At 59.1% G+C, this 13,244-nt stretch carries 14 protein-coding genes and 1 tRNA gene; 8 read left to right on the forward strand and 7 right to left on the reverse strand.

Annotated elements, in window-relative coordinates; genetic code table 11:
• Positions 1-5: 5 nt before the first annotated feature.
• Positions 6-770, reverse strand: a complete 765-nt coding sequence (gene purC, locus MUY35_RS00790; protein ID WP_248363070.1) for a phosphoribosylaminoimidazolesuccinocarboxamide synthase — start codon at positions 768-770, stop codon at positions 6-8.
• 242 nt (positions 771-1,012) lie between these two features.
• Between purC and MUY35_RS00795 the strand changes: the two genes are divergently transcribed.
• From MUY35_RS00795 to bmt, 3 genes are all read left to right on the forward strand, one after another.
• Positions 1,013-1,324: a DUF1476 domain-containing protein gene (locus MUY35_RS00795; RefSeq protein WP_248363071.1), complete on the forward strand. Its 312-nt coding sequence runs from the start codon at positions 1,013-1,015 to the stop codon at positions 1,322-1,324.
• A 175-nt stretch (positions 1,325-1,499) separates the two neighbouring features.
• Complete coding sequence (locus tag MUY35_RS00800; protein ID WP_248363073.1) at positions 1,500-3,524, forward strand: phosphatidylglycerol lysyltransferase domain-containing protein; 2,025 nt, start codon at positions 1,500-1,502, stop codon at positions 3,522-3,524.
• 169 nt (positions 3,525-3,693) lie between these two features.
• Complete coding sequence (gene bmt, locus MUY35_RS00805) at positions 3,694-4,713, forward strand: betaine--homocysteine S-methyltransferase (RefSeq protein WP_248363075.1); 1,020 nt, start codon at positions 3,694-3,696, stop codon at positions 4,711-4,713.
• 65 nt (positions 4,714-4,778) lie between these two features.
• Here the strand turns inward: bmt and MUY35_RS00810 are convergent, their stop codons facing one another.
• Entirely contained in the window at positions 4,779-5,864 is a 1,086-nt protein-coding gene (locus tag MUY35_RS00810; RefSeq protein WP_248363077.1) for a PA0069 family radical SAM protein, read from the reverse strand.
• Positions 5,865-6,044: 180 nt separating this feature from the next.
• Between MUY35_RS00810 and MUY35_RS00815 the strand changes: the two genes are divergently transcribed.
• The 3 genes from MUY35_RS00815 to MUY35_RS00825 all read left to right on the forward strand — a co-directional run bounded on the left by MUY35_RS00815 (position 6,045) and on the right by MUY35_RS00825 (position 7,651).
• Positions 6,045-6,749: a B12-binding domain-containing protein gene (locus MUY35_RS00815; protein ID WP_248363079.1), complete on the forward strand. Its 705-nt coding sequence runs from the start codon at positions 6,045-6,047 to the stop codon at positions 6,747-6,749.
• 81 nt (positions 6,750-6,830) lie between these two features.
• Entirely contained in the window at positions 6,831-7,016 is a 186-nt protein-coding gene (locus MUY35_RS00820) for a hypothetical protein (protein WP_248363081.1), read from the forward strand.
• Positions 7,013-7,651, forward strand: a complete 639-nt coding sequence (locus MUY35_RS00825; protein WP_248363083.1) for a DUF1638 domain-containing protein — start codon at positions 7,013-7,015, stop codon at positions 7,649-7,651. The genes MUY35_RS00820 and MUY35_RS00825 overlap by 4 nt, the downstream gene beginning before the upstream one ends.
• On the opposite strand, the gene MUY35_RS00830 is transcribed toward MUY35_RS00825, so the two are convergent.
• Complete coding sequence (locus tag MUY35_RS00830) at positions 7,652-8,062, reverse strand: SufE family protein (RefSeq protein WP_248363085.1); 411 nt, start codon at positions 8,060-8,062, stop codon at positions 7,652-7,654. It lies immediately after the preceding gene.
• A gap of 139 nt (positions 8,063-8,201) precedes the next feature.
• Here MUY35_RS00830 and MUY35_RS00835 point away from each other — a divergent pair, with 139 nt between their 5' ends.
• Positions 8,202-8,681, forward strand: coding sequence for a hypothetical protein (locus MUY35_RS00835; protein ID WP_248363087.1), 480 nt, complete (start codon positions 8,202-8,204; stop codon positions 8,679-8,681).
• Between the two features lie 30 nt (positions 8,682-8,711).
• On the opposite strand, the gene rnd is transcribed toward MUY35_RS00835, so the two are convergent.
• The 3 genes from rnd to purM form a co-directional block, all read right to left on the reverse strand.
• Positions 8,712-9,872: a ribonuclease D gene (gene rnd, locus MUY35_RS00840; RefSeq protein ID WP_248363089.1), complete on the reverse strand. Its 1,161-nt coding sequence runs from the start codon at positions 9,870-9,872 to the stop codon at positions 8,712-8,714.
• A 97-nt stretch (positions 9,873-9,969) separates the two neighbouring features.
• On the reverse strand, positions 9,970-10,581 hold the full coding sequence (gene purN / locus MUY35_RS00845) for a phosphoribosylglycinamide formyltransferase (RefSeq protein ID WP_348984488.1): 612 nt from the start codon (positions 10,579-10,581) through the stop codon (positions 9,970-9,972).
• Entirely contained in the window at positions 10,578-11,627 is a 1,050-nt protein-coding gene (purM, locus tag MUY35_RS00850) for a phosphoribosylformylglycinamidine cyclo-ligase (protein WP_248363091.1), read from the reverse strand. Before purM ends, purN begins: the two co-directional genes overlap by 4 nt.
• 123 nt (positions 11,628-11,750) lie before the next feature.
• Here purM and MUY35_RS00855 point away from each other — a divergent pair.
• A tRNA-Ile gene (locus tag MUY35_RS00855) sits at positions 11,751-11,826 on the forward strand.
• Positions 11,827-11,862: 36 nt separating this feature from the next.
• On the opposite strand, the gene MUY35_RS00860 is transcribed toward MUY35_RS00855, so the two are convergent.
• Complete coding sequence (locus MUY35_RS00860; protein WP_248363093.1) at positions 11,863-13,206, reverse strand: ATP-binding protein; 1,344 nt, start codon at positions 13,204-13,206, stop codon at positions 11,863-11,865.
• Positions 13,207-13,244 lie beyond the last annotated feature (38 nt).

A 13,244-nucleotide genomic window follows, 5' to 3' on the forward strand; every position in this document is an offset into this window, starting at 1 on the left:
ATTCCTCAGTTGATCAGGGTCGGTTTGGTGGGCGCATGGGTCACGTTTGACGGCAGAACGCCAAGACGGCGCGCCACTTCGGTATAGGCATCGGCCAGATCCCCAAGGTCACGGCGAAACACGTCTTTGTCGAGCTTTTGGCCGGTTTCCATATCCCACAAGCGGCAGCTGTCGGGGCTGATTTCGTCGGCAACGATCAGGCGCGGAAAATCGCCTTCATACACGCGCCCCATCTCGATCTTGAAGTCGACCAGTTTGATGCCGACCCCATACATGACGCCCGATAAATAGTCGTTTACACGCAGTGCCATCGAAACGATTTCATCCATTTCCTGCTGACTGGCCCAGCCGAACGCGGCGATATATTCTTCCGGCACCAGCGGGTCGCCAAGGCTGTCATCTTTGTACGAGAATTCGACGATTGGGCGCGGCAGTGGTGTGCCTTCTTCCATGCCCATACGCTTGGCCATCGAGCCAGCCGCGACATTGCGCACAATGACTTCCAGTGGCACGATCTCGGCCGCGCGCACGAGCTGTTCGCGCATGTTCAGTCGCTTGATGAAATGATTGGGGATACCAAGCTGCGTAAGCCCTTTCATGAAGAACTCGGACAGGCGGTTGTTCAGAACGCCTTTTCCATCGATCACACCCCGTTTTTCAGCGTTAAAGGCGGTCGCATCGTCTTTGAAATACTGCACGATCGTGCCGGGCTCGGTCCCTTCGTACAGGATCTTAGCTTTGCCTTCATAGAGTTTCTTGCGCCGTGCCATAAGACCTCCGTCGGTCAGTGCGGGTCGAAGCCGTTGGGCGGGCCCCCTGCCCGCGCGACTCCCGCCGTTGCCCGCCCTATACGTGAAAGCCTGACGCTGGGCAAGAATATCGCCCATCTGGCACGATTTCCTGTGTTTGAGAGCGCTAGCGCAGTTGCAATAGCAGCCCGCCGTTGGCATATCTGTATCGAACATCGCCATTCGGCCCGCCGAAGGCACCAGTCCATGAACAAGGGAACGCCATGACCACCTTTGATGATCGCGAAAACGCTTTTGAGGCCAAATTTGCCCATGATGAAGAGATGATCTTCAAGGCAGAAGCCCGAGCCAACAAGAAACTGGGCCTTTGGGCGGCCGAGAAGATGGGAAAGACCGGAAGCGAGGCGGACGCCTATGCCCATGAAGTCATCAAGTCTGATTTCGAAGAGCCCGGGCACGAAGACGTTGTGCGCAAGGTCACGGGCGATCTGAACACCGTCAGTGCCGATGAGGTGCGCGCCAAACGCGCCGAGCTGCTGGCCATCGCCAAAGGCGAGATCATCTCTGAGGTCTAACCGCCGCCGCCGATCTAGCTTGGCATTGTATCAAGGGCGCACCCGTCGGGGCTGCGCCCTTTTGCGATTCACACCGGATATCATGCTGCGGTCGCACCAATTGCATAAAAATTGATCTGTTAACGCGGTCTTCTTGTCTTTGCCGAATTCTGGTGGCGGGACAAGATGGGGCGTGATGATGCAAAAACCAACCAACACTGGGAACGAAAACTCCAAACCCCTGCCGCGGGCACAAAGCCCGTTCGCCGATCGGGACGGGCTATCGCAGACGGGTCAGGGGGGTCCGCACGCGCGCCCAAATATGGCGCAGGTCCTGACATGGCCTGCCGAAAACGGGCTGAATTTGCGCAAAGCGGCCTTGCGTCAGCTACTGCCCATCATCCTTATGTTTGGGTTGATTGTTCTGATGTGGGACAAGATTGCCCAACTTGATGTCGCCCATATTCAGGCGTCACTGAAAACCGTTGCACCATGGCAATGGTTTGCGGCCGCCGGGTTCACCGCCGTCTCGTTTTGGGCATTGGGGCGATATGATGGCGTGGTGCACCGTTTATTGGGCTCCTGTGTGACCGATACGCAGGCCGAACGAGCGGGAATCACAGCAATCGCGATATCGCAGACGGTTGGTATGGGCGTCATCTCGTCGGCCTTGGTTCGGTGGCGGATGTTGCCCGATGTCAGTTTCGCGCAGGCGGCGCGGATTTCCGTGATTGTTACGGCTTCGTTCCTGACGGCATGGGCGGTCGTCACGGCGATGGTTGTCGTCGTCATCTCAGTGGCATTGCCATGGGATGGCTTGGCCACCAGAATCGCTTGGATCGTGTTGGCCGCGGCGGGCGTGATGGCGATTGCATCGGTTTTGCGCCCAAAGTTCCTGTCACATGTTTACCTGCCACCGCTGCGTGCCGTTTTGGCCTTTCTGATGTTGGCCTTGCTGGATATGGCTGCCGCCGGGACCGCCCTTTGGGTGCTGTTGCCCGACGGGTGCGAGGTGTCACTGGTCGTGCTGATCGCGGCCTATATGCTGGCGTTGGGCGTTGGCCTGGTTTCCGGCACACCTGGTGGGATGGGCGGGTTCGAAATCACCCTGCTCGCCACCCTGCCGCAGATCGGGCAGGAACCGCTTCTTGCGGCCATACTGGCGTTTCGCGCGGTCTATTACGCCCTTCCTGCCGGGATGGCGGCGCTGTTGACCATACGCGGCCCGAAAGTCCTTAAGAGGGCGACCCAACCACAGCGCGACCTCCGTTTGTCTAGATTGCCCAAACATCCATTGCCCACCAAATTGACGCTATCCCTTCACACAGCACCACGCGCCGAGGTGGGATTGCTGCGCCATGGCCGACTATCTTTGATCGAGGCGGGCGACGGCACGCCCCTCGCCATAGGTTCGGCTTGCGGGCAAAGCCTGATCATGGTGTCCGACCCCATCGACACGAACATGCGGTTAGAGACAACACTTGCTCAGCTCAGCACACTTGCTGGTCGCTGTTTTCGTGCTCCGTTTCTGTATAAAATTGGCGGACGGCTCGCTTGCGCCGCGCGGCGCGCGGGCTGGTGCGTGTTGCCTATCGCACGCGAAGCATGGCTGAACCCGCAATGTTTTACACTGGACGGATCGAACAAACGCCAGCTCAGACGCAAGCTAAGACATGCAGACAGTGCAGGTGTTGTAGTCCAGAACGCTGGCGCTCGCCTGCCGCTGCGTGAAATGGAACAGATCGCGACGCGTTGGGCGCAGGCGCGCGGAGGAGAGCGCGGCTTTTCCATGGGCGTATGGGACCCTGCCACCCTGCCCTTCGCGCAGGTATTTCTGGCCTATTATCATGGACGCCTGATTGGTTTTCTGACCCTGCATGCAAATGCGAATGAGCACGCGCTGGACCTGATGCGCGTCGACACATCCGCACCGGGCGGGACGATGCAGGCTTTGGTCACCACCGCCATCGCCGCCGCAAAGGAACAGGGGCTGACCCGTTTGTCATTGGCGGCTGTACCACTTGGTGAACAGGCCGACGAGCCGCTGATCTTTCGCAAAGCGCGTCTGGCAATTGATGCGGCAAGCGGCGCGGACGGCTTGCGCCAGTTCAAATCCGCCTTCGCCCCGCATTGGGAAACCCTATATGCAGCGGCCCCCGGATCGACGACACTGACCCTTGGCGCGCTGGATGTCGTACGCGAAATTCACCGCCCCCAATAGACTGACGACCTTGTCGGACTGGCCCTGCGACCAGACGCGTGCGAAGAAACGCTGACAGACCCAAAGACATACGGCAAACCGCCCAAAGAGGGACGCAATGGGTTTGCGCCCGCGCGCAATCCGTGGCAGGTAGCGGCACAATTCGTTTCTCTATTCGCGGGGACCCCAGATGACAGATGCGCTGACCCAACTTATGACCGAACGCGACTGGCTGATGGCCGACGGTGCAACCGGAACCACCCTGTTCAACATGGGTCTGACATCTGGCGACGCGCCCGAGCTTTGGAATGTCGACAAGCCCGACAACATCCGCGCGTTGTACAAGGGCGCGGTGGACGCCGGGTCGGATATTTTCCTGACCAATTCGTTCGGCGGCAATGCCTCGCGCCTGAAGTTGCACGGTGCACAAAACCGCGTGCGTGAATTAAACCGAGCCGCCGCCGAACTGGGCCGCGAGGTCGCTGATGCCTCGGGTCGCAAAGTGGTCGTGGCAGGCTCGGTCGGACCAACCGGCGACATAATGGAGCCGATGGGCACCCTGACCTTCGACAGCGCGGTCGAGATGTTCCATGAACAAGCCGAGGGCTTGAAGGAAGGCGGCGCAGATGTGCTTTGGGTCGAAACGATTTCGGCGCCCGAAGAATACAAAGCCGCCGCCCGCGCGGCCGAACTGGCCGACATGCCGTGGTGCGGCACGATGAGCTTTGACACCGCCGGGCGCACCATGATGGGCCTGACCTCGGCCGATCTGGCGAAACTGGTGGAAACCTTGGTAAAGCCGCCACTGGCCTTCGGTGCAAATTGCGGTGTCGGGGCGTCTGACCTGCTGCGCACCGTGCTTGGCTTTGCCGCACAGGGCAGCGAACGACCGGTCATTGCCAAAGGCAACGCAGGCATCCCGAAATATGTGGACGGGCATATTCACTACGACGGCACGCCCGAACTGATGGCGGATTATGCCGTATTGGCGCGCGATTGCGGTGCCACGATCATTGGTGGCTGCTGCGGCACCACGCCCGAACACCTGCGCGCCATGCGGGAGGCGCTGGAGACCCGCCCGCGCAGCGACACGCGCCCCACATTGGACCAGATCACAACAGCACTTGGCGGGTTCTCGTCCGCGTATGACGGCACCGGCGACGATGCTGGCCCCAAACCCGAACGCCGGTCGCGCCGCAGGCGCAGTTAACCGACACGGGACACGATCTGGAAACGAGGGTGATTCAGCCCTCGTTTTTTATTGATCGAAAGGCGTTAGAACAGAGACAACTGGTCGCCGGCTTTTGGGGGCACGGCAAACAGATCACTGCGCAGTTTTGGAAGGTCACGCGGCAGATCAAGGCGTTTTCGGACAATCGCAAACCGGTGTCGCAGCAAATCGGCAAATTCGCCCTGCCCGACCATTCGCGCGCCAAAACTTGCGTCATAGTCATCGCCCCCTCGCATCTCGCGCATCCGGCCCATCACGCGGGCGGCACGGTCGGGTACATGTTCCAGAAGCCAATCCTGAAACAACTCCGCCACCTCGCCGGGCAGCCTGAGCAGAATGTAATCTGCGGCGTTCGCACCTGCATCTTTCGCGGCGCACATGATGGCCTCAAGCTCGTGATCTGTCAGACCGGGCACGACCGGCGCGACCATGACACGCACGGGAATGCCCGCGGCCGCCAGCCGTTCGATCATCTGCATCCGCCGCTTTGGGCTGGGTACGCGCGGCTCCATCCTGCGCGAAATATCTGCATCCAGCGTGGTGATGGAAATTCCCACATGAGCCAGCCCCGCCTGCGCCATTTCAGCCAACAGATCAATGTCACGTTCGATCAGCGTGCCTTTGGTAACGATGGTGACGGGATGGCGAAAGCGCGACAGAACCTCCAGCACGCCGCGCATGACGCGATAGCGCGCCTCGATCGGCTGATAGGGGTCGGTATTGGTGCCAATGGCGATCGGCGCGACACTATAACGTGGGCGCGACAGCTCTTGTTCCAACCGTTTTGGGGCGTTGGGGCGGGCGATCAGGCGCGTTTCAAAATCCAGTCCGGCAGAATACCCCAGATAGGCGTGGGTCGGCCGCGCGAAACAATAGATGCAGCCATGTTCGCATCCCCGATAGGGGTTTATCGACCGGTCAAACGCGATATCGGGTGAGCTGTTGCGGGTAATCACACTGCGCGGATTTTCAATCGCCACATGGGTGGGACGCGCCCGCGGCATGTCCTGATGCCAGCCATCGTCGATCCCGACCCGCTCATACGGTTCAAACCGACCGGCGCAATTGCTGACCGCCCCGCGCCCGCGCCGCTCTTCGGCCCTGATTTTCTTGTCCAGCTCTGAAACCATGCCTCAGCATAAGGACATAGCAGGAACATATGAAGTGAATTCACCATTTCATAGCGAATTATTCATTTGCCATTTGGTCGGTCACAGCGCAATCAGTGTCGCAATCGGTCCAGACCAAATGTGCGAAATCGTCGCATGTGGAAATTAAGTAAGAAAACCTCCAACTAGGGAACGACAGCTATGTCCGACCAAGAAGACGAAATCATCCTGAGCGAGCTTAACGATGAAGAGCTTGTGCTGCAGATGCATGACGACCTGTATGATGGCCTTGCCGAAGAGATCACGGAAGGCGTGAACATCCTGCTAGAGCGTGACTGGGCCCCTTACAAAGTCCTGACCGAAGCACTTGTTGCAGGCATGACCATCGTCGGGCATGATTTCCGCGATGGCATCCTTTTTGTGCCCGAAGTGCTGTTGGCCGCCAACGCGATGAAGGCCGGCATGGCCATTCTGAAGCCGCTTCTGATCGCGACAGGTGCGCCGCGCATGGGCAAGATGGTCATTGGCACCGTGAAGGGCGACATCCACGACATCGGCAAGAACCTCGTGTCGATGATGATGGAAGGTGCGGGTTTTGAAGTCGTCGATCTGGGCATCAACAATGCCGTCGACAGCTATCTTGACGCGCTTGAGGCTGAACAGGCGGACATTCTGGGTATGTCGGCGCTGCTGACCACAACGATGCCGTATATGAAGGTCGTGATCGACACGATGATCGAAAAAGGCATTCGCGACGACTATACCATTCTGGTTGGGGGCGCGCCGCTGAATGAGGAATTTGGCAAAGCGATTGGTGCGGACAGCTATTGCCGTGATGCAGCCGTCGCGGTTGAGACGGCGAAAGACTACATGCTGCGCAAACACAACCAACTTGCGGCTGGCTGATCCTTCTGAACAAGACGTATCAAGGCCCTGCCCGCGCGGTGGGGCCTTTTCTTTTGGCACGCCAGACCCCAGATTAATCAGATGAGCAAAACGCGTTTCTTTTTTCTGATCACGCTGGTGATCCTGGCGGGCGGGCTAACAGTGCTGATCGCCAGCCTTGCGGTTGCCTCTGGCAAGCTGGATGGGCAGGTCGCGATGGCACTTTTGCCTTTGGTCATGTTGGCGTCCATCGGCATCAGGGCGTTATCAGGCAGGAACGGCCAATGAAACTAAGTGATGAGCGCCTGACACAAGATGGGCTGGCCCCAACTGACGCCTCGGCGAAGGTTTTGATATTGGCGTGTGGCGCGCTGGCCAACGAAATTCTGGCGCTTATCCGGCTGAACGGTTGGCATCACATGAGCCTGACCTGCCTGCCCGCGATCCTGCACAACACGCCTGACCGTATCCCCGATGCGGTGCGCGCAGCCGTGAAGATCCACAGGTCCGATTTCGATCAGATATTTCTGGCCTATGCTGATTGCGGCACGGGCGGGCAGTTGACCGCACTTTGTGACGAGTTGGGGATCGAAATGATCAAAGGGCCGCATTGTTACAGTTTTTTTGAAGGCAACGACGCCTTCGCCGTGCGCGCAGAAGACGAGATCGACGTTTTCTATCTGACCGATTTTTTGGCGCGGGGGTTTGAGAGCTTCGTGATCAAGCCCCTTGGCCTGGATCGCCATCCCGAATTGCGGGACATGTATTTTGGCCATTACACCCGTCTGATCTATCTGGCGCAGACCGACAATCCCGATCTGGATCGCATGGCCGAAGCAGCGGCAGAGCGGATTGGGTTGCGTTATGAACGGAAGTTCACCGGGTTTGGCGATCTGGCCGCAGCGCTTCAGCCATTAGGGTAATCAGACAGCTTCGGCGGCGTGAAGGCGAATGCGTTCGACCATCGCGCGCACGCCGTTCGACCGCTGCGATGAAAGATGTTCGTTCAGCCCAAGGCGCGCAAGTTCCGCCGGCGCATCGATTTTTGCAACATCGGACACGGGCACATCGTTATAAAGCGCGGCCAGCACTGCGATCAAACCTTTCACAATCATGGCATCACTGTCGCCGCGAAACCGGAATGTGGCGTTCTCAATTTCAGGATGCAGCCAGACCTGACTGGCGCAACCTTCAACCTTGGTGGCGGGCACTTTCAACGCGTCCTCCAATGGCTGCAGCGACTTTCCCATGTCGATGACCGTGGCATAGCGGTCTTCCCAATCGTCCAGAAACTCGAAATCTTCGACAATCTCTTCAAAAGCTGCACTGGCCATACTGGCTGATCCTTCTTTTCCGTCGCCTTTCAGTTAGGGCGAACGACACCAAAGGTCCAGACCCTGACCTATGCGCAGTGTTCTCTTTTCAAATCTTCACACATGGGCTAACCCTTTGGTTAGAAGAAGAGGAGCGACCATGACCCTGCGCCGTTTTGCCCTGCCCACCCTATTGATCGGTCTCGTTTTGGGGCTAAGCGCCTGTGGTGGCTCTGCGAACCTGAACCCAGTTAACTGGTTTCGGTCAGATGGCGTGAAAGAGGTCGCGGTGATCCCAGAAGGTGGTTTTCTTGAGGATCAGGAATTTCGTGGGCTGGTCACGCAAGTCGTCGAATTGCAGGTTTTGCGCAGCACAGGCGGCGCGATCATCCGCGCCAAAGGCCTGCCGCCGCGTCTGGGCTATTGGGATGCCGAGCTTGTGCCCGAAAACTTCGAGCGCCCGGTTGATGGCGTGCTGACCTATATGTTCCGCATCAGCGAGCCACCCTATCGCACGAACGCTGGCCGCCCGAAACAACGCGAAGTGCTGGTCGGTCAGTTCGTATCCAACACCAAGCTGCAAGGTGTTCGGTCGATCCGCGTTGTGGGCGAGAGCAACAGCCGATCATCCAGCCGTTAAAGTTCAAAAACAATGTATTGAGGGGGTTTGTTAAACCTCAAACACCTCAACACGCTGACCTTTTGCCGCCAAACCAAGCTTGCCTTCACACAGGCGCAGCGCGTCATTTCCGAACACTTCTGCTCGCCAGCCGTGCAGCGATTGAACATCGCGTTTGCCAGCGGCCAGTGCGTCCAGATCCGCCGCAGAGGCTATCAGTTTCTGGGCGACCTTCTCTTGTTCGCACCGGGCTTTCAGCAGCACACGCAGCAGGTCCGCCAGTGCCGGGTTCACCTGCAACTTGTCGCGCGACTTGTCAGACGCTTGCGGCAAATCTTCCTGCGCCATTTCGACGCCAGCGGTGACCGCATTCAGAATGCCTTCGGCAATCTCGCCCTTGCGGGCTTCGCGCAGCAGCAGGCGGGATCGGCCAAGGTCTTGCATGTTGCGTGGCTTGGTCGAGGCAAGCTCCATCAACGCATCGTCTTTCATCACGCGGTTGCGCGGGATGTTTCGCGATTGAGCATAGGCCTCACGAAACCGCGCAAGTTCCTTGGCAATCCCCAGAAACCGCGCGGAATTTGTCCGGGTTTTCAAACGCTTCCAAGCGTCTTCGGGATGAATGGTATAGATCGCAGGATCAGTGAGCATGGACAATTCTTCTTCAACCCAAGGGCCGCGCCCGGATTTCTTCAGCTCTGCAGCCAGATGCTCATAGATTTGACGCAGATGGGTCACATCCCCGATCGCATAGGTCTTCTGCGCGTCGGTTAGCGGGCGGCGCGACCAGTCGGTAAAGCGGCTGGACTTGTCCATTGGCGCTTTTGCAATCTTGCGCACCAGCGTTTCATATCCCGCCTGATCACCAAACCCGCAGACCATCGCGGCCACTTGCGTGTCAAACAGCGGTTTCGGAAAGACGTCGGCCTCAACAAAGAAAATCTCTAGATCCTGACGGGCGGCGTGGAACACCTTGACCACGTTTTCGTCGCGAAACAGGTCATAGAGGGGCTCCAATGAAAGCCCATCGACCAGCGGGTCAACCAGCACGGCATCTTCGTCCGCTTCACCGGGCACAGCCAGCTGCACAAGGCAAAGCTTGGAATAATAGGTGCGTTCGCGCAGAAACTCGGTATCGACCGTCACATAAGGATGGGTGGCGGCGCGAGTGCAAAAATCAGCCAGCGCCTCGGTCGTGGTAATCGTGATCATACAGGGTCTTTCTGCTCGTTTCTGGTTCCCGTTAGGGTGTTTTGACGGGTTTAAGGCGAAAGCGCGAAAAAGAAAACCCTAGGGCGCATTGTGATGCTTAGGGCAGCCGAACCGGCGTTATGTCGCCGCTGGCAAAACGGTGCAGCACGGCGGGGTAGAGCAGATGTTCCTGCACCAAAACCCGCGCGGCCAGCGTGTCGGCGCTGTCGCCCGGCTGGATCGGCACGTGGGCTTGTCCAAGGATCGGGCCGCCATCCAGTTCGGCCGTGACCTCATGCACCGAACAGCCGCCTTCCGCGTCGCCCGCGTCGATGGCACGTTGATGGGTGTGCAGCCCTTTGTATTTTGGCAATAGCGACGGGTGGATGTTCAGGCAACGCCCAGACCATTTGGCGGTGAAGGTTTCGCTCAGGATGCGCATGAAGCCTGCCAGACAGATGATATCTGGCTGGGCGCTTTCCAGCACGGTATTCAACGCAGCCTCGAACCCTGCCCGGTCGCCTTTGAAGTTACGATGATCCACGACGGCGGTCGGCACGCCCAGATCGCGGGCTTTCCGCAAACCACCTGCGTCGGGCACATTGGACAGAACCAGACAGGGCCGCGCCGGGTGATCGCCGGTCATCGACTTGACCAGCGTCACCATATTCGAGCCGCTACCTGAAATCAGGATGGCGACCCGCTTATGCGCCCCGCCCGTGTCGCTCACAGAAGCGAGCCGAGGTAGCTCACGCCCTCACCGCTTTGGATGCGGCCCATTTGCGTGACGCGTTCGCCTGCTTGCGTTAGCTTTTCGGTCAGGGCGACAGCCTGTTTGGCGTCGACGACCAGCACCATGCCCTGCCCCGAATTGAACGTTTTCAGCAACTCCGCCTCGGACATCTGACCGGTTTGCGCCAGCCATTTAAATACTGGTGGCAAGTCCCATGCATCCAGATCGACCAACGCGCCCATGCCTTCGGGCAGAACGCGTGGTAGGTTTTCGGTCAGGCCACCGCCGGTGATATGGGCCAACGCATGAACGCCCCCTGCCCGCACCGCGTCCAGCGCTTGGCGCACATAAAGGCGCGTTGGGGCCAGCAATGCTTCGCCCAGCGTGACCTGCGCATCCCATGGGCAGTCCGCGTCCCAACCAAGGCCCGAGACCTCGACCAGTTTGCGCACCAGAGAATAGCCGTTTGAATGAACGCCGTCCGAGGCCAGCCCCAGAAGGACATCGCCTTCGCGCACGCCTTTCGGCAGGTCTGTGCCCCGCTCCATCGCGCCGACCGAGAACCCGGCCAGATCAAAATCGCCATCTTCGTACATGCCGGGCATTTCAGCGGTTTCGCCACCGATCAGCGCGCAGCCGGACAACTCGCAGCCTTTCGCGATACCTTCGATGATCCGCGCGGCCTTGTCGGTTTTCAGACGGCCTGTGGCGAAATAATCGAGGAAGAACAAAGGCTCGGCCCCCTGACACACAAGGTCATTCACGCACATGGCGACAAGATCAATGCCGATCGTGTCCACATTGCCTGTGTCAATCGCGATGCGCAGCTTGGTGCCGACGCCATCGGTGGCCGACACCAGCACCGGATCCGTGAAGCCCGCACCCTTCAGGTCAAACAGCGCGCCGAAGCCACCCAGCCCCGCCATCACGCCCGGACGGTTGGTGCGTTTGGCGGCGGGTTTGATCCGTTCAACCAATGCGTTGCCCGCGTCAATATCCACGCCTGCGTCGGCATAGGTGATGCCCTTCGATGCGTCGCTCATCTGGTCCCCCGATTGACCTGCATAAAAACTGCGCCTGCGATAGCTTAAGGGCGGCAAAGAGTCCACGCCTCGCTTGACGCCACGCGCCAGTTTGCTAGCAAGGGCGCACGATGAGAGTACAGTGGGCCTGTAGCTCAACGGTTAGAGCAGAGCGCTCATAACGCTTTGGTTGGGGGTTCAAATCCCTCCGGGCCTACCACCATCACGACAAAGGCAGCACGCGGCACCCTTTGTTTTATTGCGGCAATACAAATTCAACCTTCAACCCGCCCAGATCGGCGCTTTCGCCCAGCCGCAAATGGCCGCCATGGCCGCGTGCGATGTCGCTGGCAATCGCCAATCCAAGCCCAACGCCAGAGCCTTTGTCCTGATTGCGCGCCTTATCCAGACGCGCAAAGGGCTTCAGCGCTTCTTCGCGGGCGTCAGGCGGAATGCCCGGCCCGTCATCTTCGACCACAAAGCGCAGATCGCCGCGCCCGGTGACAAGCGACAGGCGCGCATGGGTGCCGTAACGGGTCGCGTTGCCCAGAAGGTTCTCCAAAGCACGTTCTAACGCAGCCCGGCGCAGCGGGCGCATGCCGGGATCAGCCACTTCGCCCAACGTGACGTTCTGCCCGGCCCGCGCGGCATTGTCAGCCAAGTGGCGGGTCAGCGCGGCAAGGTCGACCGGTTCGGGATCATCCTCCAGCGCGTCAGAGCGGGCAAAGCTCAGGAAGCGATCCACCAGACGCTCCATATCATCGACATCGCGTTCCAGATCTTCGCGGCTGTCGTCGTCGATCATCGCCAGTCCAAGACGCAGGCGGGTCAGCGGCGTGCGCAAGTCGTGGCTGACACCAGACAGCATCAGGGTGCGCTGTTCGATCTGTCGCTCAAGGCGGGATCTCATATCCAGAAACGCTTTGCCAGCCGACCGAACCTCGGTAGCGCCAGCCAACTTATAGGGCACGACCTGCCCTTTACCGAAGGCCTCAGCGGCGCGGGCCAATCGTCGTATGGGCCTGAGCTGATTGCGTAGGAAAAGATAGGCGATCAGCGTCATCAACACACCCGTCGCCACCATCAATACCAGCAATTGGTGGGGATTCGACGCCGACACGCGGTCGCGCGAAAACCCCACCCGCATTGGGCCGTGTTTGGTATTGATGCCCACAACAACGCCCGCCCGCGAAGATTTGAGATCCACCCCCGTCAGCGTTGGCAAGCCTGCGCTCAGTGTTCTGGCAACCCACTGTCCGGTAAGATCAGTCAATCGAATTGACGTCTCAACCGGCGCGCCAGGCAAATCCAGTTGCATTGCAAGCGGAGCAATCACCTGCTCAACACCTTGCACCGCGGCGGCAGGCGTGGCGGAGGCATTCACCTCGGCCAACAGGTATTCAAGCTCCAACACGACCGCCGACGTCATCTGAACGGTGATCCGGTTAAAATGCCGCTGTATGAACACGACGGAGACGACAAGCTGCAAGGCCACGATGGGTACAATCAGAATCAGAGCCGCCCGCCCATAAAGTCCGCGCGGCATGAACTGCTTAAGCCAAGCAAAATCGAGAAACCGGTTTTTAGGCAACTGAACCATGGCCAGACCCTATGACGCAGCGCCGCGCTTGCCAAGCG

This window comes from Aliiroseovarius sp. S1339, assembly GCF_023195695.1.
In the GTDB taxonomy this organism is placed as follows: Bacteria; Pseudomonadota; Alphaproteobacteria; order Rhodobacterales; family Rhodobacteraceae; genus Aliiroseovarius.